The 23,107-nt window shown below is 72.3% G+C and carries 22 protein-coding genes; 15 read left to right on the top strand and 7 right to left on the bottom strand.

Features of this window, described 5'->3' with window-relative positions:
* The first annotated feature begins 4 nt into the window (after nucleotides 1-4).
* The 3 genes from ABZ795_RS20655 to ABZ795_RS20645 are packed head-to-tail and all read left to right on the top strand — an operon-like array spanning nucleotide 5 to nucleotide 3,470.
* Nucleotides 5-961 carry a hypothetical protein gene (locus tag ABZ795_RS20655; protein WP_357531534.1) on the top strand — a complete coding sequence of 319 codons (957 nt, stop codon included), beginning with the start codon at nucleotides 5-7 and terminating at the stop codon, nucleotides 959-961.
* Between the two features lie 4 nt (nucleotides 962-965).
* Nucleotides 966-2,597 (top strand): asparagine synthase-related protein, encoded by a 1,632-nt coding sequence (locus ABZ795_RS20650; RefSeq protein ID WP_357531533.1) that lies wholly within the window; start codon nucleotides 966-968, stop codon nucleotides 2,595-2,597.
* Between the two features lie 54 nt (nucleotides 2,598-2,651).
* Nucleotides 2,652-3,470 (top strand): MerR family transcriptional regulator, encoded by an 819-nt coding sequence (locus ABZ795_RS20645; protein WP_357531532.1) that lies wholly within the window; start codon nucleotides 2,652-2,654, stop codon nucleotides 3,468-3,470.
* A gap of 109 nt (nucleotides 3,471-3,579) precedes the next feature.
* Here the strand turns inward: ABZ795_RS20645 and ABZ795_RS20640 are convergent, their stop codons facing one another.
* The 3 genes from ABZ795_RS20640 to ABZ795_RS20630 all read right to left on the bottom strand — a co-directional run bounded on the left by ABZ795_RS20640 (nucleotide 3,580) and on the right by ABZ795_RS20630 (nucleotide 6,724).
* The gene (locus ABZ795_RS20640) at nucleotides 3,580-4,791 is read right to left on the bottom strand and encodes an SLC13 family permease (protein ID WP_357531531.1); all 1,212 of its coding nucleotides are present in this window, start codon (nucleotides 4,789-4,791) and stop codon (nucleotides 3,580-3,582) included.
* 134 nt (nucleotides 4,792-4,925) lie between these two features.
* Nucleotides 4,926-5,147 carry a DUF2188 domain-containing protein gene (locus tag ABZ795_RS20635; protein ID WP_327025423.1) on the bottom strand — a complete coding sequence of 74 codons (222 nt, stop codon included), beginning with the start codon at nucleotides 5,145-5,147 and terminating at the stop codon, nucleotides 4,926-4,928.
* Nucleotides 5,148-5,266: 119 nt separating this feature from the next.
* On the bottom strand, nucleotides 5,267-6,724 hold the full coding sequence (locus ABZ795_RS20630; protein WP_357531530.1) for a hypothetical protein: 1,458 nt from the start codon (nucleotides 6,722-6,724) through the stop codon (nucleotides 5,267-5,269).
* A gap of 29 nt (nucleotides 6,725-6,753) precedes the next feature.
* On the opposite strand from ABZ795_RS20630, the gene ABZ795_RS20625 reads away from it, so the two are divergent.
* The gene (locus ABZ795_RS20625) at nucleotides 6,754-7,014 is read left to right on the top strand and encodes a hypothetical protein (RefSeq protein WP_327025425.1); all 261 of its coding nucleotides are present in this window, start codon (nucleotides 6,754-6,756) and stop codon (nucleotides 7,012-7,014) included.
* 84 nt (nucleotides 7,015-7,098) lie between these two features.
* On the opposite strand, the gene ABZ795_RS20620 is transcribed toward ABZ795_RS20625, so the two are convergent.
* Together ABZ795_RS20620 and ABZ795_RS20615 are read right to left on the bottom strand one after the other, a co-directional pair.
* Nucleotides 7,099-8,361 carry a nucleotide sugar dehydrogenase gene (locus ABZ795_RS20620; protein ID WP_327025426.1) on the bottom strand — a complete coding sequence of 421 codons (1,263 nt, stop codon included), beginning with the start codon at nucleotides 8,359-8,361 and terminating at the stop codon, nucleotides 7,099-7,101.
* Nucleotides 8,362-8,463: 102 nt separating this feature from the next.
* On the bottom strand, nucleotides 8,464-9,831 hold the full coding sequence (locus ABZ795_RS20615; RefSeq protein ID WP_357531529.1) for a serine/threonine-protein kinase: 1,368 nt from the start codon (nucleotides 9,829-9,831) through the stop codon (nucleotides 8,464-8,466).
* 475 nt (nucleotides 9,832-10,306) lie between these two features.
* Between ABZ795_RS20615 and ABZ795_RS20610 the strand changes: the two genes are divergently transcribed.
* From ABZ795_RS20610 to ABZ795_RS20570, 9 genes are all read left to right on the top strand, one after another.
* Nucleotides 10,307-10,924 carry an RNA polymerase sigma factor gene (locus ABZ795_RS20610; protein WP_327025428.1) on the top strand — a complete coding sequence of 206 codons (618 nt, stop codon included), beginning with the start codon at nucleotides 10,307-10,309 and terminating at the stop codon, nucleotides 10,922-10,924.
* A 1-nt stretch (nucleotide 10,925) separates the two neighbouring features.
* Entirely contained in the window at nucleotides 10,926-11,744 is an 819-nt protein-coding gene (locus ABZ795_RS20605; RefSeq protein WP_357531528.1) for a hypothetical protein, read from the top strand.
* A 163-nt stretch (nucleotides 11,745-11,907) separates the two neighbouring features.
* Nucleotides 11,908-13,143: an ergothioneine biosynthesis glutamate--cysteine ligase EgtA gene (gene egtA, locus ABZ795_RS20600; protein ID WP_327025430.1), complete on the top strand. Its 1,236-nt coding sequence runs from the start codon at nucleotides 11,908-11,910 to the stop codon at nucleotides 13,141-13,143.
* A gap of 35 nt (nucleotides 13,144-13,178) precedes the next feature.
* A complete protein-coding gene (gene egtB, locus ABZ795_RS20595) occupies nucleotides 13,179-14,477 on the top strand; it encodes an ergothioneine biosynthesis protein EgtB (protein WP_327027090.1) in 1,299 nt (432 codons plus the stop codon).
* Between the two features lie 10 nt (nucleotides 14,478-14,487).
* Nucleotides 14,488-15,234, top strand: coding sequence for an ergothioneine biosynthesis protein EgtC (egtC, locus tag ABZ795_RS20590; protein WP_357531527.1), 747 nt, complete (start codon nucleotides 14,488-14,490; stop codon nucleotides 15,232-15,234).
* Between the two features lie 41 nt (nucleotides 15,235-15,275).
* On the top strand, nucleotides 15,276-16,241 hold the full coding sequence (egtD, locus tag ABZ795_RS20585; protein ID WP_357531526.1) for an L-histidine N(alpha)-methyltransferase: 966 nt from the start codon (nucleotides 15,276-15,278) through the stop codon (nucleotides 16,239-16,241).
* A gap of 221 nt (nucleotides 16,242-16,462) precedes the next feature.
* On the top strand, nucleotides 16,463-17,050 hold the full coding sequence (locus tag ABZ795_RS20580; protein WP_357531525.1) for a TMEM165/GDT1 family protein: 588 nt from the start codon (nucleotides 16,463-16,465) through the stop codon (nucleotides 17,048-17,050).
* Between the two features lie 41 nt (nucleotides 17,051-17,091).
* Entirely contained in the window at nucleotides 17,092-17,457 is a 366-nt protein-coding gene (locus ABZ795_RS20575) for a DUF1622 domain-containing protein (protein WP_357531524.1), read from the top strand.
* Nucleotides 17,454-17,735 carry a hypothetical protein gene (locus ABZ795_RS20570; protein ID WP_357531523.1) on the top strand — a complete coding sequence of 94 codons (282 nt, stop codon included), beginning with the start codon at nucleotides 17,454-17,456 and terminating at the stop codon, nucleotides 17,733-17,735. Before ABZ795_RS20575 ends, ABZ795_RS20570 begins: the two co-directional genes overlap by 4 nt.
* 4 nt (nucleotides 17,736-17,739) lie before the next feature.
* On the opposite strand, the gene nhaA is transcribed toward ABZ795_RS20570, so the two are convergent.
* Nucleotides 17,740-19,068: a Na+/H+ antiporter NhaA gene (gene nhaA, locus ABZ795_RS20565; protein ID WP_357531522.1), complete on the bottom strand. Its 1,329-nt coding sequence runs from the start codon at nucleotides 19,066-19,068 to the stop codon at nucleotides 17,740-17,742.
* Nucleotides 19,069-19,427: 359 nt separating this feature from the next.
* Between nhaA and ABZ795_RS20560 the strand changes: the two genes are divergently transcribed.
* Nucleotides 19,428-20,906, top strand: a complete 1,479-nt coding sequence (locus ABZ795_RS20560) for a polysaccharide biosynthesis tyrosine autokinase (RefSeq protein ID WP_357531521.1) — start codon at nucleotides 19,428-19,430, stop codon at nucleotides 20,904-20,906.
* Here the strand turns inward: ABZ795_RS20560 and ABZ795_RS20555 are convergent.
* Entirely contained in the window at nucleotides 20,887-21,441 is a 555-nt protein-coding gene (locus ABZ795_RS20555) for a low molecular weight phosphatase family protein (protein ID WP_357531520.1), read from the bottom strand. The genes ABZ795_RS20560 and ABZ795_RS20555 overlap by 20 nt on opposite strands.
* A gap of 159 nt (nucleotides 21,442-21,600) precedes the next feature.
* On the opposite strand from ABZ795_RS20555, the gene ABZ795_RS20550 reads away from it, so the two are divergent.
* Nucleotides 21,601-22,857 carry a glycosyltransferase family 4 protein gene (locus ABZ795_RS20550; RefSeq protein WP_357531519.1) on the top strand — a complete coding sequence of 419 codons (1,257 nt, stop codon included), beginning with the start codon at nucleotides 21,601-21,603 and terminating at the stop codon, nucleotides 22,855-22,857.
* The last annotated feature ends 250 nt before the right edge of the window (nucleotides 22,858-23,107 follow it).

The following is a 23,107-nucleotide window of genomic DNA, read 5'->3' as shown; positions in this document are numbered from 1 at the left end:
GACCATGCGAGTGCCCAGTCGAAGTCCGGGACAACGGCCTGGTCCTCCTGCCGCCCCGGCCCGGCGTCGCCCGCGCGGCCCGGTACGACCTCCGGCCGCCACCGGACCCGATCTGGACGCCTACCGCCGGGCCGTGGCGGAACTGCTCGTCGAGGTGGGGGCGCTCGCCTCGGCCAGCAGCACCAAGGCCCGCCAGGTGCTGATCGATCAGCGGCTGCGGGAGCCGGCCCTGGCCGCCGTCCTGGACGCCACCCCCCAGGGGCTGGTCGGGGCCCGGGAGACCCTGCTGTTGGAGATGGCCCGGTACCAGCCCAACACCCGCAGCTCCGCCGCCGACCTGACCGCCCTGGTGCGGATCTACCTGCTGTCCCGCATCGACGTGATGTGGTGGCGGGAGGCGGCCACCTTCCTCACCGACACCCAGGTCCAGCACAGCGTGGAACTGGTCGACCTGGACTGGCTGCGGCGGCGGGATCTGCTGAACTTCCGCTACACCGGACAACCCCGCAACCTGCTCGGCCGGGGAGTACGCGCCCTGCGTCGTCGGATGCTGCCGCGCGCCACTCCGCGTACCGCCGGTCTGCTGTTCCGCCGGGCCCGCCGCGAGGTGGTGGCCCTGCTCAACGACCTGGGTCGCGAGTTCGCCGCGGTGACCCCGGCCGGCACCCCGCCGCTCTGGGTGACCAGCCTGGTGCGCAGCGCCGAGCACCAGTACCGGCTGCGGCGCCTGGGGTACGCCGCGATGGTGCCCAGCGGGCACTGCCTGGGCTGGGCGGCCGATCTGGAGATGCAGTGGTTCGACCACTTCGGGGTCCGGGACACCCTGGCCGGGCTGCTGCTGGACCGGCAGCGCTGCGGTGAGATCAACGTGGTCGACGAGGGGCAGGCCTGGCACATCTGCCTGGCCCCGACCGCCACCGCCCGACTGCGCCGGGCCTACGAAGCCGAGATGGGGATCTGAGGCGATGTGCGGAATCGTGCTCAGCCTGGGCCCGGAGGCCGATCCGGTGATCTTCCGCCGGATGCTGGCGGTGCTGGCCACCCGGGGGGAGGTCACCGAGACCCGGTACGAGGCCGGCCTGCTCGCCGGCACCCGCCGACTGCCGGTGGTGGATCGGGACCGGGCGGTGCAGCCCTGGGTGTCGGCCGACCAACGGTGGCTGCTCTGCTACAACGGGGAGGCCTTCAACCACCATGAGCTGCGGGCGGAGCTGAGTGGCCTGGGCCACCGGTTCCGCAGCGGCAGCGACACCGAGGTGGTGCTCGCCGCCTTCGCGCAGTGGGGCGAGCAGATGGTCACCCGGCTGCGCGGCGAGTACGCCATCGCCATCGTGGAACGGGCCACCCGCCGGGTGTACCTGGCGCGGGATCCCCTCGGGGTCAAGCCGCTGTACTGGTCGCGTACCCCGGGATGTCTGCACCTGGCCAGCGAGATCAAGGCCCTGGTCCGGGCGGCGGCCCCGGTGGTCGAGGTGCCGCCGGGCCACCACGGTTGGGTCGACGCGGACCGCCGGGTCCACCTGCGGCCGTACGTGGACCTGCTCTCCCTGGGTGCCGGGGCGCCGGCGGTGACGGATCCGGACGAGGCCGCCCTGCTCGTCCGTACCACCCTCACCGACAGCATCCGGGTGCGCCTGGACACCGATCTTCCGGTGGGGGTGGTGCTCTCCGGCGGGTTGGACAGCTCGCTGGTGCTGCTGCACGCCGTGCAGGCGCACCCGGACTGCGTGGCGGTCACCGTAGGGGTGCCGGAGAGCCCCGATGTGGCGTACGCCCGGCGGTTGGCCCGCGACCTCGGCGTCCGGCACGAGGTGGTCGAGCTGCGGCCACGCGACATCCGGCTGGCCGAGGTGCGGGAGGCCATCCGGATCTCCGAGCTGACCGAGTACGGCGACATCATCAACGCGGTGGTCTCGGTGCCCATCTTCCGGCGGCTGGCCGAGCTGGGCGTCAGGGTCGTGCTCACCGGCGACGGCTCGGACGAGCTGTTCGGCGGGTACCCGATGTATCACGAGGTCGGGCCCGAGGCGGCCCGACGGCTCTTCCTGCACAAGATCCGCAACCTCTGCCGTACGGAGTTGCAGCGCGTCGACCGCACCAGCATGGGTTTCGGGGTGGAGGCCCGGGTGCCCTTCCTGGACCTGGCCCTGGTCGAGTTGGCCATGCGGCTGCCGGTGGACTTGAAGATGCGCGAGGGTCAGGAGAAGTGGATCGTCCGGCGGGCCTTCGCCGACCTGCTGCCGGACTACATCCGGCGGCGGCCGAAGAACCCGATGTCGTACTCCTCCGGCCTGCACGAGCGGGCCCGGCTGTACAAGCCGCTGTTCGCCCGGCTGCACCGCGCCTTCGGCTACCACCTGTCCGAGCCGGTCCGTCGTGACTTCGACAGCGTCCTGATGAGCTGCGACAACGACCTGGAGGCGGCGATCGCCGCCGGCCGGGAGCGGCGCGACTACACCGTGCTGGAGCACGCCCGCGACCTGGTCGGCGCGGCCCGGTGGAACACCGCCCCGATGGTGCGTCGCCTGGTCACCCCGCGCCGCAACCGGGTCTCACCGCCTCGCAACCGAGACGACGGAGCGCCGCTGCCTGGTTGACCCGGTGGCCCGGGTTGACTCTGACACCGTGTCAGCGTCGACAGTGGAGGGGCCATGTTCACCATCGGAGATTTCGCCAACCTGGGCCGGGTGTCGGTACGGATGCTGCGGCACTACGACAGCATCGGGCTGCTCCGCCCGGCCACCGTCGACCCGCGCAGCGGCTACCGCTACTACACCGCTGCCCAACTGGGCCGACTGAATCGGGTGATCGCCCTCAAGGAGCTGGGGCTGACGCTCGGCCAGGTGCGGGCGATCCTTGACGAAGCGGTCGACAGCACCGAGTTGCGCGGCATGCTTCGACTGCGTCGAGCACAGTTGGAGGCGCAGATGGCGGCAGACGTCGCCCGCCTGGCCGGCGTCGAGGCGAGACTCCGCATGATCGAGACGGAGGGTCGCATGAGCAGCCAGGATGTCGTCATCAAGGAGATCTCCCCGATCCGGGTCGCGGCGCTGTCCGCGGTAGCGGGCAGCTACGACGGGGCGGACATCGCGCCCGCGCTGACCCCGCTCTACCCGGAGCTGTTCCGTCGGTTGGAGGCCGCCGGCATTCGCCCCGCCGGGCCGGCGCTGGCCTGGTACGACCCGGCCGATGACGGTGAGGCCGTCATCGTGCACGCCGGAGTGGGGATCGACGTCGACGCGGCGGACCCGGAGGTGACCGTGGTGGAACTGCCGGCGATCACCGCGGCGACCACGGTCCACCACGGTTCGATGCTCACGGCCGACCAGAGCATCCAGGTGCTGGCCCGGTGGATCGAGGAGAACGGCTGGCGGGCGGACGGCTTCGCCCGCGAGTTGTACCTGGACTACTGCCCGGATGAGCCCGAGAAGGGCGTCACCGAGCTGCAGCTGCCGGTGCGCCGGGCCTGACCCCCATGGCCGCCCGGCACGGGGCGGGCGGCCCTGGAGCCCGACGGCCGTGGCCCCCGGTCACGGCCGTCGGGCGGCTCGGTGTCGGTTCCGGCGCGCTTGGGCCGGCTCAGCCGGTGAGCAGTAGGGCGCCGACTGCCGCCAGGGTGCCGAGGACCGCCAGCACGGTGCTGGTCAGCAGGAACCGTGCCAGCGGCACCCGCACCCGGGCGGCCCGGCACCGCTCCAGCCACAGCAGGGTGGCCAGGGAGGCCCAGGGCAGGGCCAGCGGGCCGATGTTGGTGCCGACCAGCAGGGCCAGCAGACGTTGCCGGTCCCCGGTGGGCAGCACCGCCTCCCCGGCCAGGTACGCGGGCAGGTTGTTCACCAGGTTGGCCAGCAGGGCCCCGGTGCCCCCGGCTCGCAGCACCCCCGAGGTGCCTCCTTCGTCACCGGCCAGCCAGGCGACCAGGTCGTTGAGCCCGTGCAGGCCGATGGTCTGGATCACCAGGAACAGCCCGGTGACGAAGACCAGCAGCCGCCAGGGCAGCAGGGCCGGGCGCAGGGTGCCGGGGGAGCGCAGCGCGAAGCCGAGCAGCAGCAGGCCGGTGGCGACCGCCGAGGCGAGCCCGACCGGGGCCCCGAGCAGGATCGCGGCGACGAAGAGCAGACAGGCGACCAGGGCCGTGCGGTACAGCACCGGGTCGGCGGGTCGGTGCAGCTGCGGTGGCGGGAACCGTCCGCCGGGCGGGGAGTCCCGACGCCACCAGAAGTACCAGAGCAGCACCGCGGTGACCGTGATGGCCGCCAGTTGGGGCAGCCACATCAGGCCCAGGTACCCCAGCGGGTCCAACCCGATCCGCTCGCTGGCCAGCAGATTCGTCAGGTTGGACACCGGCAGCAGCAGGCTGGCCGTGTTCGCCAACCAGACCGTGGTCACCGCCAGGGGGGCCACCTGGGTACGCAGAGTCACCGCCAGGGTGAGCATCACCGGGGTGAGCAGTACCGCGGTGGTGTCCAGGTTGAGCACGATGGTGGTCAGCGCGGCGAATCCGACACAGAGCGCGAACAGTGCCGTCCAGCGGCCCCGGGCGGCCTGCGCCAGCCGGGTGGCGAGCACGTCGAAGACCCCGGCGGCGGCGGTCAGTTCGGCGAGCACCACCACCGTGCCCAGGAAGATCAGCAGGGGCAGGATCCGGGTCAGGGTGGCGGCGGCGTCGGCCCGGGGCAGCAGCCCGGTCGCGACACAGGCGGCGCCGGCCAGGGCCAGCCCGACGGCGATCACGTCCAGCGGGTGTGGTCGGCGGGCGGGGGATGTCGGGGGGTCCCCGATGGCGGTCACGGCCGGCCATCCTCGCACGCCCCCGAGGCCTGGCCGGCACCGGAGCCGGCCGAGGTGACGGGGGCGGCACCGGGGGATGGAACACCTGGCCGGTCGGCGTCACCTGCCGACGCCGACCGGCGATCCGTCCGGGGTCAGCCGACCGGCGGGTAGGGGTCGTCCCGGTAGGTGAACTCGGTTTCGATCCGGCCGTCCGCGGTGTGCACCACGAGCTGACTCGGCTCGTTGCCGTGGGCCACCTCGCGCCCGGCGGAGACCGCGCGCTCCTTGGTGTCGTACCTGCCGACCACGGAGCCGCCCTGCTCGACCTTCCAGCCGCCACCGTCCGGCACGACGTGATATTCGGTGCGGGTCATCTCGGCATCCCTTCCTGGTACCAGAGGTGCCGACGAGGTACCCGGGACGCCAGGGGCAAAACACGACCCTCGGTCAGGGGGATGCGCTGGGGCGGACCCGGATCCGCCCCAGCGACCTCCTACCAGCTCAGATAGCTGGGCTGGGTCTGCACGTTCAGCTCACGGAAGTGGACCAGCTTGGCCGTCCAGGTCCGCCAGTCCTCCAGGGCCAGCACGTCCAGCCCCTTCTGGATGTCGGAGGAGTAGATGTGCCCGTTGTAGTAGTAGGCCGACCAGGAGCCGCCGACGATCATCTGGGTGTCCGACAGGGGTCCCCGCTCCCAGAAGCCGATCTCGGTGGGCCGGCGGGAGTCCGTGAAGTCCCACACCGAGATGCCACCCTGATACCAGGCCTGGACCATGATGTCCTTACCGAGCACCGGGATCAGGGAGCCGTTGTGCGCCACGCAGTTCTCGGTGTCCCCGTTGGTCCGCGGGATCTTGTAGTAGCTGCGGAACTCCAGCTTGCGCTTGTCGCCCCGGCCGGTGAGGTCGTAGATGGCGTTGGCGCCCCGCTCCGGGCCGACGGTCTCGTTGCAGGTGGCGCCGCCGCCACCGCCCAGTTCGTCGGTGAAGACCACCTTGGTGCCTCGGTTGTTGAAGGTGGCCGAGTGCCAGAAGGCGAAGTTGGTGGTGTCCCGGACCCGGTGCAGCACCCGGGGGGCCTCCCGCTTGCTGATGTCCAGCAGCACCCCGTCGCCCATGCAGGCCCCGGCGGCCAGGTCCTTGCTCGGGTAGGCGGTGATGTCGTGGCAGCCGGTGGTCGCGGAGGCACCGGTACGGCCCTCGTAGCCGCCGTCCGGGAAGAGGTTCGGGGTGGCGACCACGGCGGCGTCGGTCGGCTTCTTCAGCGGCACCTTGACGATGCTGATCGAGTCGTGCGGGGGCTTGCAGTCCGGGAAGGCGTCCTGCGGGCTGTACGAGGAGACGTACAGGTAGACCGCCTTGTTGTTCTTCGCCGGCACCAGGGTGTGGGTGTGCGAGCCGCAGGCGGTCTCCACGGACTTCAGGTAGCGCGGCTGCTTCTTGTCCCGCACGTCGAAGATCTTGATGCCCTCCCACGACTCCTTGATCGAGGCGGGCTGGGAGACGCTGCCGCAGGAGTCGTCGCTGCGGGAGGCGTCGGTCGACAGGAACAGCAGGTCACCGTAGATGGAGATGTCGTTCTGGGCACCCGGGCAGAGCACCTGGGAGACGATCTTCGGCTGGCTGGGGCGGGACACGTCGTAGATGACGAACCCGTCGTAGTTGCCGACGAAGGCGTACTTGCCCTGGAAGGCGATGTCGGTGCCGAGGGCGTTCGTGGTGTTGAACGGCGACTGCTTCGGCAGGTTGGCGATGAGCCGCAGGTTCGGGCTGCTGGAGATCTCGTCGACGCCCAGGGGCGCCTCGACGGCCGAGGTGGAGTCGGTGGCCACCTGCGTGACCGGCTGGGCGCTGCCCGGCGTGGCGGTGGCGAGGCTGGCTAGCAGGAGCCCGGTGGCGACGGCGCTGGTCAGGCGTAACCACCGTCCCCGGGGCGGAGTCGATACGTCCATCGGCGACACCCTTCGAGACAGGAAGGAGGATGTTCGTACCGTACGCCCCAGTTACCAAGGTCGATGTGATCCAGGTCACATTTGGCCGTCGACTGCTAGCGCCCGACAGCCCGCTTTTCGCCTCGAAACCCCTGCGTGGTGGCCGGGCAGGTCGACGGCTTCGGGCCGGGCCGGGTGCTGGTGCACCGGGAACTGGCCGCCGAGCAGGGCTGGTCGCCCTGGCCGCCTCGGTGCTGCCGGCCCGCCGGGCCCTGCGTCGACCGGTCGTGGAGGCGCTCGCGGACCTGTGATGGTCCTTCGGGCCGGGATCGGCGGGGTCGCCCGCGTCGGTCCCGGCCCGCAGGGGTGGCCCCGTCGGTTCGGCGGGGCCGCCCCTAGATGCGTTCCACCTTCGGGCCGGAGCAGCGGTTACGGGCGTCGAAGATGTACCGGGCGTGCCGCTCCACGAGGGGATAGTCGAACACGTCGTGATCGGTGATCACGACCACGCAGTCGGCCTCCCGGATCTCCCGTTCGGTCAGTTCCACCGTCAGCACCCCCTCGGGCAGGTGGTGCGCCGCGGCGTACGGCTCGACCGCCCGGACCTCGGCGCCGAGTTCCCACAACCGCCGGGTCACGTCGACCGCCGGGGAGTCACGCATGTCGCCGGTGTTCGGCTTGTACGCCAGCCCGAGCAGCAGCAGCCGGGCCCCGCTGACCGCCTTACCGGACCGGTTCAGCCCGGCCATCACCCGCTGCGCGACATGCTCGGGCATCTCGTGGTTGATGTCGTTGGCCAGCTCGATGAACCGGAACTGCCGTCCGAGCCGGCGCTTGACCTGCCAGGACAGGTAACAGGGGTCGATCGGCAGGCAGTGGCCCCCGACCCCCGGCCCCGGCCGGAAGGGCATGAACCCGAAGGGTTTCGTCGCCGCCGCCTCGATCGCCTGCCACACGTCGATGCCCAACTGGTGCGAGAGCATCGTCAGCTCGTTGACCAGCGCGATGTTGACCTGGCGGAAGGTGTTCTCGATCAGCTTGGTCAACTCGGCCACCTGGGTGGAACCCACCGGGACGGTACGCTCCACCAGCCGCCGGTAGAACCCGTCGACCCGGTCCAGCGCGGCCGGGTCCATTCCGGAGACCACCTTGGGGGTGTTCTCCAGCCGCCAGGACCGGTTGCCCGGGTCGATCCGCTCCGGACTGTAGCCGAGGTGGAAGTCGCCTGGGCTGTGCAGCCCGCTGGCCGACTCCAGCAGGGGCCGCAGCAGTTCCTCCGTGGTGCCCGGGTAGGTCGTGGACTCCAGGATGACCGTGCAGCCCGGCCGCAGGTACGGGGCGATAGCCGTACCGGCCTTCTCGACGAAACTCAGATCGGGGGTGCCGTCGCGCAGCGGGGTGGGCACGGTGATCACGCAGAAGTCGAAGTCCTCCGCGTCGGCGTACTCGCTGCTGGGGTGGTACCGGCCGCTCGCCAGGGCCCGGCCCAGCCGGTCGGTGGGGATGTCCGCCACGAAGGACTCACCCGAGGCGAGCCGCTTGACCCGATCGGTGTCCACATCGAGACCCACGACCTCGAAGCCGGCCTCGACGGCGCGCATCGCGAGGGGCAGTCCGACGTACCCCTGGCCGACGACGACCAGCTTCTCCATGCGCATCCGGGCTCCCGAGCATCGGCCAGCAACTGCTGGTAGGGAGCCTAGGGCGAATTATGATGCCAGGTGTCCGTTTAGGGGAATTCTGGTGGTGTTGGGGCGGAGTCAGCTGGTGGTGTTGTCATCGACCGGCGGGTTGTCGCCGGGCGGCTCGGTGGTCGGCGGCGCGGACGAGGCCGGCGGAGGCGCCGAGCTGGGTTCGCTGGCGGGGGTGGACGGGCTGGGCGAGCTCGGCTCCGGCTCGGGGGCCGGCGGCTCGGGCGACTCGCTGGGCTGCTTGGTGGTCACCGAGGGGGAGGGCGAGGAGGTCGGCCTGCCGGTCGACCCGGCCGGACGGTACGGCGACACCTGCACCGGCTCGCTCTCGGTCTCGTCCACCGGGGCCTCCTGCTCTACGACCGAGCCGGCCGCGGGAGGACTGCTCGGCACCTGCACCGCCGGGGTGTCGGCCTCACGGGCCGCGCCGAGGGCCGCACCGAGGGCGACCAGGCCCACCACCACGGCGGTGAGGGCACCGACCAGGGTGCCCCGCCCTCGCCGGGCCCCCACCGGTGCGCTCTGCGCCACCGTGTCGGCCGTCCGGGTGTCCGGCCCGGGGCCGCGTACCGCCAGGGTGGCCGGCACCATCGCGGTCGGCAGGGAGCTGTCCGACACCGCGCTGCGGGCCGCCTCCGCCATCGCCGCCCCGCTGCTGAACCGGTCCGCGGGATCCTTGGCCAGGGCACGTTCGACCAGGGCCCGCACCGCCTCCGGGATGTCGTGCGGCAGCTCCGGGGGCGGGTCGTCGAGGTGTCGTACGGCCACCTGGAGGGGGTTGTCGCCGGTGAAGGGCGGGCTGCCGATCAGGCAGCAGTAGGCGACCGCCCCGAGGGCGTACAGGTCGGTGGCCCCGGAGACGGGGCGTCCGGCGGCCTGCTCGGGGGCCATGTAGAGGGCGGTGCCGGGCACCGCGTTCGTGCTCGTGATGCTGGTCACATTGACCGACCGGGCGACCCCGAAGTCGACGAGGACCACGGTGCCGTCCTCCTGCACCAGCAGGTTGCTGGGCTTGACGTCCCGGTGCACGATGCCCCGCTGGTGGGCGGCGTGCAGGGCCTGCGCGGCCTGCGCCACCACGGACATCGTCTCGGCGACGTCCAGACGGCCCTCGGCCTCGATCCGCTTCGACAGGGGTTGGCCGGTGACGAACTCCATCACCAGGTAGTCGGCCCGACCGCCGTCGGCCAGCTCGTCCTCGCCGCAGTCGAAGACCTGCACGATGCCGGGGTGGCGCAGGGCGGCCATCATCCGGGCCTCGGCCCGGAACCGGGCGATGAAGTCGGGGTCGGACACCAGGGACGGCAGCAGCACCTTGATCGCTACCTGGCGGCCGAGGATCAGATCGGTGCCGCGCCAGACGTCGCCCATGCCGCCGGTGGCGACACGTTCGTCCAGGCGGTACCGACCGCTGAGTACGACCTCCGAAGACAACACGGCACCACCGTACCCACCGTGGGCGTCATCGGCGCGTCTGCCGTCCGTGCGGATGAGGTCTCCCGGGGGTGGGGGCGAGGCGCCGGCCGGTGCGATGACGACCAAAGGTGACGAGGCGGCTGCGTCCCGCATCGAGGTCGGGTCGGATAGCCGGTCGGCGATCAGCCCGGAGGGCCGTCGGCGTCGATCAGGCGCGGCTCGTTACGGCGAAACGCCGGTCAGGAGGGCGGATATTTGTCACCTGTTGTGGCGGGAACCGATGCCCTGTACCCCGACTCAGGTGGGTCGAGTTCCCGCGGTTGGGCGACACCGGTGGTTGTGGTCGACGGTGCTGTCGGGAACAATCCGCATCCGGGCCACAGCGGCCAGGATACGAGCAGGTTGACGGGGGCGGGGTGCGGGGAACAGGTCCAGCCCGGGACGTTCGTCCCGCACCCGGGGCTACGCACGCCGACAGGACGGAAGCGGCAAGGCCATGTCCGGTGAACTGAGTCGGGCCGTCGAATCGGCTCAGGCCGGCGACGAGGAGTCCTTCCGTTTCCTCTATCGCAGCCTCCAGCCCGGGCTGCTGCGCTATCTGACCGCCCTGGTCGGTGCCGACGCCGCCGAGGACGTAGCCTCGGAGACCTGGTTGCAGGTGGCCCGCGACCTGCCCAACTTCAGCGGTGGGGAGTTCCGTGCCTGGGTCGTCACCATCGCCCGCAACCGGGCCATGGACCACCTGCGGCGGCAACGCCGTCGCCCCGCCCTGCCGGTGCCGGTGCAGGAACTCAGCGAGTTGGCCGGGGACGCCGACACGGCCGAGCGCGCCGGGGAGAGCCTCGGCACGGAAGCCGCCCTCGCGATGATCGCCAGCCTGCCGCCCCGGGAGGCCGAGGCGGTTCTGCTGCGTGCCGTGATCGGACTCGACGCCGAGACCGCCGGGCGGGTGCTCGGCCGCCGAGCCGGGGCGGTGCGTACCGCCGCCCACCGGGGTCTGCGTCGGCTGGCGCTGATGCTGGGGCAGCGGGCCGAGGGCAGCGGCGCGACCGCCACGCCGCCGCTGCCGCGTACCGGCTCGCAGGCGCCGCACGTCGAGTCGGTGGACGGTTGACGTGAGGGGAATCCGGATGTTCCTGCGGCGGCTGGAGGGCTCCGCTGCGCCGACCGACTACGAACACCTGCTCGAGGCCGTTCGTGAACCCCGGCCGGCGGCCCCCTCGGACCCGCTGACCACCCTGCTGCACGCCGCGACCGCCCCGCCCAGGCCCTGGGAGCTCACCGGCGAGGAGGCGGCCCTGGCCGCCTTCCGGGCCGCTCGACACGATCAGACGGCGGCGGCGAAGCCCCGCACCCGGCGTCGGCGGTTCACCGCCGGAGCGGTGGTCTGGATCGCCGGGGTGGTCGCCACCGCCACCGCCGGTGCCGCCCTGGCGGCGGTACGACTGGACCGCCCGGCCGACCGGCCGCCACCCGCCCCGTACACCGCCGCGGTCGCGCCGTCACCGAGCACCGCCCAGGCCCGGCCCGACCGGGGTGGCACCGACCCCACCCCGAGGGCCCCCGAGAGCAGCACTCCCACCCCGGACGCCACCCCCGGGGCCAGCGTCGCCCCGAGCGAGGCCGGACCCACCCCGACGGCCGGCCTGCCGGCACCCGCCGATTCGCTCGCGCCGACCGCGGAGCCCACCGCGCCGGCCGGCCCCGGAAACTCCGACAACCTCGCCGGCCGACCCGGCCGCTGCAAGGCCTATCTGTCGAAGTCCGAACGGCAGCGGGAGAAGGCGCTGCGCACCCCGGCCTTCAGCGAACTGGTGATCGTGGCCGGTGGCGCCGACAACGTCTTGGCGTACTGTCAGGCGCTGTTGGCCGAGACCGACCCGCAGTGGCTGGCCCGGCGTGGCCTCGACGTCGGGTCCACCACCTTCCCCTGACCCGCACCTCCCCTCGGTGGAGCCCGACCACGGTGGCCGGCAGCCCGTCGGTGCGAGGGCGCACCCTTCTCCTCGTGTGCTGAACCCCGGTCAACAGGGCCGCCGATGTCAGTGGTACCGGCTAACGTGAGGGGGCAGAGCCGGCCGCGGAGGGAGCCGTCGCATGGTGATGTCACCTGAGCTGGACCGGGTTCCGCAGTTGCGTGACCGTGCCGCCGCCGCCCGGCACCTGGCCCGGATCTGCTTCAAGACAGGGCCACCGACCTGCACGGGTGTCGAGCTGGAATGGACCGTTCACGACGCGGTCGACCCGACCCGCCCCGTCGAGGCCCGGCGGTTACGCGCCGCCCTGGGCCCCTACAGTCCCACCACCTTGGATCCGACCAGCCCGGCGCTGCGACTGCTGCACGGCGGCGCGGTGACCGTCGAACCCGGTGGCCAGGTGGAGATCTCGACCCCACCCCGCGCCTCCGTGGCCGCCCTGATCCAGGCCACCCAGTCCGACATCGACCAACTGGCCCGCCTGCTGGACACCGCGGGGCTGCGGCTGGGGCACACCGGACTCGATCCGTACCGTCCACCCACACCGGTGATCGACACACCTCGCTACCGGGCCATGCGCCGGGTCTTCGACCGGCGGGGCCCGGCCGGGCGGACGATGATGTACAGCACGGCAGGTCTCCAGGTCTGCCTGGACGCGGGTGAGCCGGGGCAGCTGCGGGCCCGCTGGGCTCTGGTGCACGCGGTCGGGCCACCCCTGCTCGCCGCCTTCGCCACCGCCGACCGGCACGCCGGAGCGGCCACCGGCTGGGCCTCGGCCCGCATGGCGGCCTGGTTGGGCATCGACCCGGCCCGGACCACCGCGGTCTGGGAACCCGACCGGCCCGACCGGGATCCGGTGGCCGCCTGGACCGCCTACGTGCTGGCCGCCCCGCTGCTCTGCGTCCGCGACGGCGACGGCGACTGGACCGCACCACCGGGGGTCACCTTCGCCGACTGGCTCGACGGAGCGCTGTCCCGACCCCCCACCGTCGACGACCTCGACTACCACGTCAGCACCCTCTTCCCACCGGTACGCCCGCGTGGCTACCTGGAACTGCGCTATCTGGACGCCCAACCGGGCCGGGACTGGGCGCTGCCCCTGGCGGTGCTCGCCGCCCTGCTGGCCGACCCCGAGACGACCGACTCGGCCTTCGCGGTGGCCGCCCCGGTGGCCGACCGGTGGCAGGTCGCGGCCCGACACGGGCTGCGGGACCCGGCGCTGGCCTCGGCCGCCACCGAACTGCTCGACCTGGCCCGGGCGGGGCTGCCTCGGCTGGACCTGCCGACCCCACTGCACGACGACATCGACCGAGGGCTGCGCCGACGGCGGGCTGCGGCACGAAGGAGGCAAGGGTGATCCACACCGCTACCGAAGGGGCGGACACCGAGGAACTGCGGAGCCGCATCGCCGCGGAACTGGAACGCACCCGGGCCCGGACCGCCCTGCTGACCGAGGTGGTCGACGACGCGGACCTGATGCGCCAGCACTCGCCGCTGATGTCCCCCCTGGTGTGGGACCTGGCCCACGTGGGCAACCAGGAGGAACTCTGGCTGGTGCGCGACGTCGGCGGCCGGGAGCCGGTGCGGTGCGACATCGACGACCTGTACGACGCCTTCAAGCAGCCCCGCCGGGACCGCCCCGCCCTGCCGCTGCTGCCGCCGACCGAGGCGCGGGCCTATCTGGCCACCGTCCGGGACAAGGTCTTCGACCTGCTCGACCGGGTGGCCTTCGACAACCGTCCGCTGGTCGCCGACGGCTTCGCCTTCGGCATGATCGTGCAGCACGAACAGCAGCACGACGAGACCATGCTCGCCACCCACCAACTGCGCTCCGGACCGGCGGTGCTCCAGGCACCCCCACCACCCGAGCCGACCGTACGACCGGCCGGGGAGGTGCTGGTGCCGGCCGGCCCGTTCGTGATGGGCACGGACACCGACCCCTGGGCCCTGGACAACGAGCGGCCCGCCCACCGGGTGGAGCTGCCGGCGTACTTCATCGACGCCGCCCCGGTGACCAACGGGGCGTACGCCGAGTTCATCGCCGACGGGGGGTACGACGACCCCCGCTGGTGGACCGAGCAGGGCTGGCGGCACCGCCAGGAGGCCGAGCTGAGCGCGCCGCTGCACTGGCGGCGGGACGGCTCCGGGTGGGCGTACCGGCGCTTCGGCCGCTGGTCCGCGGTCCGCGACGACGAGCCGGTGGTGCATGTCTGTTTCCACGAGGCCCAGGCGTACGCCACCTGGGCGGGCAAGCGGCTGCCCACCGAGGCGGAGTGGGAGAAGGCGGCCCGGTGGGACCCGGCCACCGGCCGGTCCCGGCGCTACCCCTGGGGCGACGAGGAGCCGACCTCCGCGCACGCCAACCTGGGGCAGCGGCACCTGTGGCCGGCGCCGGTCGGTGCCTATCCGGCGGGGGCCTCACCCCTGGGGGTGCACCAGCTCATCGGCGACGTGTGGGAGTGGACCTCCACCAGCTTCCGGGGGCATCCGGGTTTCGTGGCCTTCCCGTACCGCGAGTACTCCGAGGTCTTCTTCGGCGAGGACCACCAGGTGCTGCGGGGCGGCTCCTTCGGCACCGACCGGGCCGCCTGCCGGGGCACCTTCCGCAACTGGGACTACCCCATCCGTCGGCAGATCTTCAGTGGCTTCCGCTGCGCCCGGGACGCGGGCCTCGAACAGGACCACCGGTGACGGTCGGCTGATGTGCCGCCACCTGGTCTACCTGGGCCCGCCGGTGACCCTGCGCGAGGTGCTCCTGGATCCGCCGTACTCGCTGCTGCGTCAGTCCTGGGCCCCGCGTGACATGCGCGGCGGCGGGACGATCAACGCCGACGGGTTCGGGGTCGGCTGGTATCCCGGCGCGGGGCCGCCGGTGCGGTACCGGCGGGCCCAGCCGATCTGGAGTGACCCGACCATCGCCGACCTGGCGGGGGTCACCTCGACCACGGCGATGCTGGCCGCGGTGCGTTCCGCCACGGTCGGCATGGCGGTCGTCGACGGCGCCGCCGCCCCCTTCGCGGAGGGTCGGTGGCTGTTCAGCCACAACGGGGTGGTGCGCGGCTGGCCGGACTCGATGGTGCCCCTCGCCGCCGAACTGCCCGTACGTGACCTGCTGACCCTGGACGCGGCGACCGACTCGGCGCTGCTGTGGGCGCTGGTGCGTCACCGGCTGCGCGCCGGTGTAGCACCGGCGTCAGCGGTCGCCGAGACGGTCACCGCGGTGGCCGCCGCCGCCCCCGGGTCCCGGCTGAACCTGCTGCTCACCGACGGACACACCGCGGTCGCCACCACCACCGGGCACGCCCTGTCCCTGCGGGCCGGGCCCGACTCGGTGCTGCTGGCCTCCGAACCTCACGACGAGGACCCGGGCTGGCGGGAGGTGCCGGACGGTCACCTCGTGCAGGCCACCGCGACCAGCGTGCGGCAGTGGCCGCTGGCCGCCCCCTGAGCCGACCGCCGGCTTCGATCAGCACTAGCGAGAGGAAGCAGATGAGCGCGGAACCGCTGGAGATCCACCTGGACGAGCAGGACATCGCGGACAGTCTGCGTCGGGACGTACGGGTGGGCCTGAGCGCCGAGGCCAAGTGGCTGCCCCCGAAGTGGTTCTACGACGCCCGGGGCAGCGAGCTGTTCGACGAGATCACCCGGCTGCCGGAGTACTACCCCACCCGGGCGGAGCGGGCCGTCCTGGCCGCGCAGGCGGCCGAGATCGCCGAGGTGACCGGGGTGAAGACCCTCATCGAGCTGGGTTCCGGGTCCTCGGAGAAGACCCGGCTGCTGCTGGACGCCTTCGCCCGCCGGGGCGGTCTGGGCACCTTCGTCCCGCTGGACGTGTCCGTGAGCGCCCTGCGCGGATCCATCGCGGCCCTGGCCGCGGAGCACCCCGGTCTGCGGGTACGCGGCATCGTCGGTGACTTCACCCGGGACCTGCACCGGCTGCCCACCGGCGGACGGCGACTGGTGATCTTCCTGGGTGGCACCATCGGCAACCTGATGCCGGCCGAGCGGGCCGAGTTCCTGGCCCGGATGCGGGCCGCCCTGGAGGTGGGGGACTGGTTCCTGGTCGGCACCGACCTGGTCAAGGACCCCTCGGTGATCGTGCCCGCGTACGACGACGCGGCCGGGGTGACCGCGGAGTTCAACCGCAACGTGCTGCGGGTGCTCAACCGGGAACTCGGCGCGGACTTCGACCCGGAGGCCTTCGACCATGTCGCCGTCTGGGATCCGGCACAGGAGTGGATCGAGATGCGGCTGCGGGCGCGACGACCGATGCGGGTCCGGGTGCTGGACATGGCTGTCGATTTCGCCGCGGGTGAGCAGTTGCGCACCGAGGTGTCGGCGAAGTTCCGCCCCGAGGGGATCGCCGCCGAACTGGCCGCGGCCGGGTTGCCGGCGCAACGGTTCTGGACTGACCCGGACGGCCTGTTCGGGGTGACCCTGGCCCGAGCCGACTGACGGCCCCCTCCCCATCCGGTCGAGCCGGCCGTTCGGTGGTCGGCTAGGCTGGGCGCAGCGAAGGGGAGTAGCCCTCAACGTCGTGGTCGACATACTGGTGCCTCGCGCACCCGGCCACGAGGCCTCGTACTCCGAGGCGGGCGAGACCTTCGACCCAGGCTGTAGGCAGCCGGGTCGAGGGCACCCCCGTACCTCCTCCCGGCTTGATCCGGAAGGACGTCATGGAAGGGTTCCTCGTCGCGCTGGCCGTCAGCTTCGGCGTGATCTTCGTTGCGGAGCTGGGAGACAAATCCCAGCTCATGGCCCTGGCCTTCGCCACCAGATATCGCACCATGCCGATCCTGATCGGCATCACCGTGGCCACCGCCCTGGTGCACCTGGCCTCGGTGGCCATCGGGTACGGCCTGGGCTCCGCCCTGCCCACCGGCTGGATCTCGCTGCTGGCCGGGGTGGCCTTCATCGGTTTCGGACTGTGGACCCTGCGCGGTGACACCCTCACCGAGGATGAGAAGCGCAAGGCGGCCCGGGGCGGCAAGTCGGCCGTGCTCACCGTCGGTGTCGCCTTCTTCCTGGCCGAACTCGGCGACAAGACGATGCTCGCCACGATCACCCTGGCCACCCAGTACGGCTGGTTCGGCACCTGGATCGGTTCGACCATCGGCATGGTGGCCGCCGACGCGCTGGCCATCATCGTCGGCCGGCTGCTGGGCCGAAAACTGCCGGAGCGGACCATCAAGTACGGTGCCGCCGCACTGTTCGCGCTCAGCGGCATCTGGTTGATCGTGGACGCGGTCGCCGAACTGCTCTGAGCCGGCCGACTACCCGGAGGGTGGCCGGGTAAGGCGCCGGGGTGAACGTCGAGGAGGCCGTCGGCCGCGGTCACCAGCTGGTGGTGACCGCGGTCGAGCTGGTCGGTGTCGTGGTGATCGTCGCCGGGGTGGCCTGGGCGGTGCTGCGGTTCGTCGTCGACGGGCTGCGGTACCGCGACACCGCGGTGTTCACCCGGATCCGGCTGACCCTGGGCCGCTTCCTCGTGTTGGGCCTGGAGTTTCAACTGGCCGCGGACATCCTGCGGACCGCGCTGTCACCGACCTTCGCCCAGATCGGTCAGCTGGCCGCCGTCGCGGCCATCCGGACCGGCCTGAACTATGTCCTGCGCAAGGAGATCGAGCAGGAACAACGGCAGGTGGAGACGCCCCGGGAAGGGACGCGATGATCGAGACCCTGGCCGCGGTGGTCGGCGCCCTCGGGGTGTTCAGCGCCGGTATGGCGTTGCTGGCCACCCGGTCGGTGCCGACGGCTCTCGGGGTGCTGCTGGACCTGCTGGTCGCCGCCGGGTTGCTGCGGCTGGCCGCGGTGGCTTCCTGGTCGGCCCTGGTGGGGGTGGTCGTGATCGTGGCGGTACGGCAGATGCTGCGGGCCGGCCTGCTGGCCACCGAGCGCTGGCGGGCGTCGGCGAGCAGCAGCCCGGCCGGGCCGGCATCGAGCCGCTGAGACCTCAGCCGCCGGGCCGCTGGTAGACGTCCGGCACCCCGTCGCGGTCCAGGTCGACCTGTTCCTTCAACGCGATCAGCCGGTAGGCCCGATTGCGGCGGACCAGCACGAGGGTGGCCAGCAGCGCCGAGAGCAGCGAGCCGGTCAGCACGGCGGCCTTGACGTTGGCACCGGCCAGGCTGTCGGGGCCGAAGGCCAGTTCGCCGATCAGCAGGGAGACGGTGAACCCGATACCGGCCAGCAGCGACACCCCTACCAGGTCGGTCCAGGTGATGTCCTCGTCCAGCCGGGCGCGGGTGAACCGGGCCAGCAGGAAGGTGGAGCCGAAGATGCCGACGAACTTGCCGACCACCAGACCCAGCACGACACCGATGACGACCGGGTCGCTGACCACCGCACCCAGGTCGGCGCCGCGCAGCGAGACCCCGGCGGCGAAGAACGCGAAGACCGGTACGGCGAAGCCGGCCGAGATCGGCCGCCACTTGTGCTCCAGGTGCTCCGCCAGACCCGGCGCGGGGCGGCCGTCGCGACCCTTGCCGGCGAGCACCGGCACGGTGAAGCCGAGCAGCACCCCGGCCACGGTGGCGTGCACCCCGGAGGAGTGCACCAGGGTCCAGGCGACCAGCGCCAGCGGGATGAGCGCCCACCACCAGGTACGACGGCGCTGCACCAGCAGGCCGAACAGCGCGATCGGCACGACGGCTACCAGCAGCGGGAGCAGGGTGAAGTCGTCCGTGTAGAAGATCGCGATGATGGTGATCGCGAGCAGGTCGTCGACCACGGCCAGGGTGAGCAGGAAGGCGCGCAGCCCCTGCGGCAGGTACGCCCCGATGACCGCCAGGACGGCCAGGGCGAAGGCGATGTCCGTGGCGGTGGGGATGGCCCAGCCGCGTAGCCCCTCCCCGCCGGCGGACAGGTTGACGGCTACATAGATCAGCGCGGGTACTGCCATGCCGCCGACCGCCGCGACGACCGGCAGCACGGCCCGGCGGGGATCGCGCAGTTCCCCGGCGACGAACTCACGCTTGAGTTCCAGGCCGACCACGAAGAAGAAGATGGCCAGCAGTCCGTCGGCGGCCCAGGTGGCGAGATCCAGGTCCAGGTGCAGGGCCGAGCCGCCGGCCCAGGGCACCCATCGTCCCAGCTCGGTGTAGCCGTCCCCCCAGGGGGAGTTGGCCCAGATCAGGGCGATCACCGCACCGACCAGGAGGAGGGCGCCGCCGACGGTCTCCGTGCGCAGGACGTCGGCGAGGAAGCGGGCCTCCGGCCAGGAGGTGCGGGTGAAGAGGCGGCCTACCCCCCGGCGAGGTGGGGGCGGGTTGTGGTCGGTCATCGGCGGGTTCCACCTGTCGGTCGGATAGGAGCAGCGACATCGCCGACCAGACTTCCCGGCACACCGGCCATGACCTTATCCCCTGGCGGCGGTGGGCGCGAGGGCGGTGATCGGGCGGCGCCCGACCGGCATGGACTCCGCGACCTCCCGGTACGCCGAACCGCATCTTTCCGGCCGGAGGGCGATTCCGGCGGACGCCCGGTCCGGTTGGGCATTGCGGAGGCGCACCGCCCTCAGGAAACGCCTAACTCCGGACACAAGTCACATAAGCCGCTTTAATGGTTTCACGAGATTCAGTCGACCTTGGGGGTTTTCGTGAAGTTCTTTGGCGTTACCGGGTTGATCCGGAGGCGTGCCTGATGGACCTGTTGCGCCAGCTGCGTCTCGTGCGGCAGCACTGGTGGATCGTCCTGGTCACCGTCATGGTGGCCCTCGGCGTGACCGCCCTGATCACGGTCCGGGCGCAGCCTCGCTACGTCGCCTCGGTCACCTTCTTCGTCACCACCCCCAGCCAAGGGGTGACGGACGCCTACCAGGGTGGGCTCTTTCTCCAGCAACGGGTCAAGTCCTACGCCGAACTGCTGACCAGCGACCGGCTGGCCCAGAACGCCGCCGCCGATCGTGGGGTCGGGTTGACCGCGGAGGAGATTCAGCGTCGGGTCAGCACCTCCACCGAGAACGGCACCGTCCTGCTGCGGGCCTCGGTGACCGACACCGACCAGGCCCGCGCGCTGCGGGTCAGCGAGGCCCTGTCGGCGAACTTCGTGGAACTCGTGAAGAAGGTGGAGGCCAGACCGGACGGCAGCGCCGGGCCGATCAAGATCGAGGTGGTCAGTGGTCCGCGGGTGACCGCCAGCCCGGTCTCCCCCCAGCCGGTGCGCAACACCGTGATCGGGGCCCTGCTGGGCCTGCTGGCCGGGATCGGTCTGGCGGTGTTGCGCGGGATGGCCGATGTCCGGTTGCGTGACGCCGCCGCGCTGCGGCGGGTCACCGGCAGTCCGCTGCTCGGTGAGATCCCGCTGGACGGCAGCGCCCGGACGGCACCCCTGATCGTCGGGGAGGCCGCCACCTCGGCCCGCGCCGAGGCGATCCGCAAGCTGCGGACCAACCTGCGCTTCGTCGACGTGCACGAGCCGGCCCGGGTCATCGCCGTCACCAGTGCCCTCCAGGGAGAGGGCAAGACCACCCTGTCCTGCAACCTGGCGATCGCCCTGGCCGAGGCGGGCTGGCGGGTGCTGCTGGTCGACGCCGACCTGCGCCGCCCCAAGGTGGGCCACTACCTCGGTGTCGACTCCGGGGTGGGGCTGACCGACGTCCTCGTCGGCGACGTGCACGTCGGCGACGTGGTGCAGCGGTGGGGCGACAAGTCCCTGCTGGTGCTGCCCAGCGGATCGGCCCCGCCCAACCCGAGTGAGCTGCTCGGTTCCAAGGCCATGTCGGATCTGCTGCTGGCCCTACGGGAGTCCGCCGACATCGTGATCATCGACACCGCCCCGCTGCTGGCGGTCACCGACGGTGTGGTCGTCGCCGTGCAGGCCGACGGTGCGCTGCTGGTCAGCCAGCAGGGGCGGACCTCGCGTACCCAGGTGGCCACGGCCGCCCGGGCCCTGCACTCGGTCTCCGTCCGGCTGCTCGGGTGTGTGCTCAACATGGCGCGGGTGCCCAAGGCCGACGCCTACCAGTACGAGGCCTATCGGGTGGTGACCGAGACCGCCGCGGCCTCGGCGGGGCGGGCCGCTACCTCGGCGGGGCGGGCCGCGGCCGGCCGGCACGCCGACCGCGGCAGCACCGGAGCACCGGTCGACCACACCCAGGAACTCACCCGGCTGTCCCGATGAGCACCGCCAGGGGTCGCAGGGACCGTTCGATCTCCTCCGCACAGTGCCGGAAGTCCTCCGGGGTGCCCCCGACGGGGTCCGGCAGGTCGTCGGCGTCACCGAGGGCGGGCTGCAACCGGGCCCGAGCCAGGGTGGCGGCGGTGACCGCGGCGGCCAGCGGGTCCTCCTGCTCGGTCAGGGGCGGCTCGACGGCCGCGGCCAGCCGGCCGAACTGGCGCAGGGTGAAGGTCCGGTGCAGGGCCGCCGGGGCCAGCGCGGTGCAGACCGAGCGCTGGCGTCGGGTGGCGGTCAGCACCAGCACCGCCTCGGTGAGGTGCTCCGCCGCCAGCCGTCGGGTGCGGAAGGTCTCCGGATCGGCACCGGCCGCGGCGACGAGATCCGCCGCGTACGGGTGCATGGGCCGGCCGGCCACCGCGTCCGTGCCGGCGCTGGTCACGCTCACCGGACGCCCGGCGAGCATCCGACGCGCGGTGAACTCGGCCATCGGTGACCGGCACAGGTTGGCGTGGCAGACGAACAGAACTCCGTTGAGCATCGGGAACCCTCTCGACGAGGCGGCCGCCCACGGTGGCGCCGCGATCGGGGACGGTGCCCACCGGCGCCCGTCCCGCAAGGGGTTGGCGGCATCGTACGCGCACCCGGCGCCGGGTCAGGGTCACGCCGCGCCGGACCGGCCGAGGGTGGGGGTGTCCCGATGCGGGTCGGCATCCTGACGTATCACTTTCCGCCGGAGCCGGCCTTCATCCCCGGCAGCCTGGCCGAGGAGTTGGCCGCCCGGGGCCACGAGGTGCGGGTGCTGACCGGTTTTCCGGACTACCCCGGCGGACATGTCTACCCGGGCTGGCGGCAGCGCTGGCGGCACGAGACCCGCAGCCGAGGGTTGACGGTCCGCCGGGTGCCCCGATACAGCACCGGCGACGGGGCCGTGCGGCCCAGGATGGCCGCCTGGCTCTCCTTCGCCGCCAGCGCGGCCTTCGTCGGGCGGAGCTATCTGGCCGGTGTGGACGTGCTGTATGTCCATCAGCCGCCTGCGGCGGCCTTCGCCTCGGCGGCCCTGCTGCGGCTGCTCGGTCAGGTGCCGGTCGTGCTGCACGTGCCGGACGTCTGGGCGGAGCAGAGCGTGGAGGACACCGACGACGACCGGTGGGCCGCCCGGGTGCGGGCGGCGATGGCCAGGACCTACCGGTCCGCCAGCACGATCGCGGTCAGCGCACCCTCCCTGCGGGAGGCGGTGGTAGCCACCGGAGTGGAGGCCGACCGGGTGCCGGTGGTGCTCAACTGGACCGACGAGCGGATCTTCCGGCCCGCCCCGGCCGGGTCGGCCGCCCGGGGACTGGTCCGCCGCGACGATCGCTGTGTGGTGATGCACGCCGGCACCATCGGGGCACGCCAGGGTCTGGAGACGGCGGTACGCGCGGCGGCGGCCCTGGAGAACACCATGGACCTGGTCCTGGTGGGCTCGGGCGCCCAGGAGCGGCGGGTGCGGGGGCTCGCCGCCGAGTTGCGCGCCGACAACGTCCGGTTCGTCGAGCGACGGTCACCCCTGGACATGCCGGAGCTGTACGCCGCCGCCGACTACCAACTGGTCATGCTGCGGGATCTGCCCGCCCTGCGCGGCACCGTGCCGGGCAAGCTCCAGGCGGCCCTGTCCTGTGCGGCACCCGTGGTGGCCTCGACCGGCGGCGACACGGCCGCCCTGGTGGAACGAGCGCGGGCGGGGCTGTCCTGCCCGCCGGGGGACTGGGCCAGTCTGGCGGACCGGTTCTGGCTGGCCGCGCAGATACCCCCACCCGCGCGGGCCGAGATGGGCCGTCGGGGCCGCCAGGCGTACCTGCGGGAGATGTCGCTGTCGGCCGGGGTGGACCGGATCGAAGGGCTGCTGCGGGAGGCAGCGGCCAACCCACGCGAGAAGACGGACACCCCGGTACGGAAGTCCATATCCTCCGAATAGTTCTTCAAGCCCACAAAACAGCCCGTTGAAGGTCGGCGGCGGCCTGGTCGCCGCGGGTGCCGTGATGCTGCTCGGCACGATGCTCTGGCGGCGGCGCAACCGCTTCGGAGCGGGCCGGGCACGCTGATCCCGCCCCCGCGGGCCTGACCCGCACGCACCGCAGCCGGTGCGCGTCGGAACCCTCCGGCCGGCACCGGCATGCGCGCTGGCCGACATTCGAGGTACGGCGAACTGATCCGTCCCGCCTTCT

This window comes from Micromonospora sp. NPDC047134, assembly GCF_040643455.1.
Lineage (GTDB): Bacteria > Actinomycetota > Actinomycetes > Mycobacteriales > Micromonosporaceae > Micromonospora.
This window is presented reverse-complemented; position numbering and strand designations above follow the sequence as displayed.

Excerpts from the sequence above, each read along its gene's own strand:
- ABZ795_RS20645 (WP_357531532.1), top strand. The coding sequence starts at position 2,652 with ATGTTCACCATCGGAGATTTCGCCAACCTGGGCCGGGTGTCGGTACGG.
- ABZ795_RS20580 (WP_357531525.1), top strand. The coding sequence starts at position 16,463 with ATGGAAGGGTTCCTCGTCGCGCTGGCCGTCAGCTTCGGCGTGATCTTC.
- ABZ795_RS20650 (WP_357531533.1), top strand. The coding sequence starts at position 966 with ATGTGCGGAATCGTGCTCAGCCTGGGCCCGGAGGCCGATCCGGTGATC.
- ABZ795_RS20625 (WP_327025425.1), top strand. The coding sequence starts at position 6,754 with ATGTTCGTACCGTACGCCCCAGTTACCAAGGTCGATGTGATCCAGGTC.
- ABZ795_RS20630 (WP_357531530.1), bottom strand. The coding sequence starts at position 6,724 with ATGGACGTATCGACTCCGCCCCGGGGACGGTGGTTACGCCTGACCAGC.
- egtC (WP_357531527.1), top strand. The coding sequence starts at position 14,488 with ATGTGCCGCCACCTGGTCTACCTGGGCCCGCCGGTGACCCTGCGCGAG.
- ABZ795_RS20655 (WP_357531534.1), top strand. The coding sequence starts at position 5 with ATGCGAGTGCCCAGTCGAAGTCCGGGACAACGGCCTGGTCCTCCTGCC.
- ABZ795_RS20610 (WP_327025428.1), top strand. The coding sequence starts at position 10,307 with ATGTCCGGTGAACTGAGTCGGGCCGTCGAATCGGCTCAGGCCGGCGAC.
- ABZ795_RS20555 (WP_357531520.1), bottom strand. The coding sequence starts at position 21,441 with ATGCTCAACGGAGTTCTGTTCGTCTGCCACGCCAACCTGTGCCGGTCA.
- ABZ795_RS20570 (WP_357531523.1), top strand. The coding sequence starts at position 17,454 with ATGATCGAGACCCTGGCCGCGGTGGTCGGCGCCCTCGGGGTGTTCAGC.
- ABZ795_RS20560 (WP_357531521.1), top strand. The coding sequence starts at position 19,428 with ATGGACCTGTTGCGCCAGCTGCGTCTCGTGCGGCAGCACTGGTGGATC.
- ABZ795_RS20635 (WP_327025423.1), bottom strand. The coding sequence starts at position 5,147 with ATGACCCGCACCGAATATCACGTCGTGCCGGACGGTGGCGGCTGGAAG.
- egtD (WP_357531526.1), top strand. The coding sequence starts at position 15,276 with ATGAGCGCGGAACCGCTGGAGATCCACCTGGACGAGCAGGACATCGCG.
- ABZ795_RS20620 (WP_327025426.1), bottom strand. The coding sequence starts at position 8,361 with ATGCGCATGGAGAAGCTGGTCGTCGTCGGCCAGGGGTACGTCGGACTG.
- ABZ795_RS20550 (WP_357531519.1), top strand. The coding sequence starts at position 21,601 with ATGCGGGTCGGCATCCTGACGTATCACTTTCCGCCGGAGCCGGCCTTC.
- nhaA (WP_357531522.1), bottom strand. The coding sequence starts at position 19,068 with ATGACCGACCACAACCCGCCCCCACCTCGCCGGGGGGTAGGCCGCCTC.
- egtA (WP_327025430.1), top strand. The coding sequence starts at position 11,908 with ATGGTGATGTCACCTGAGCTGGACCGGGTTCCGCAGTTGCGTGACCGT.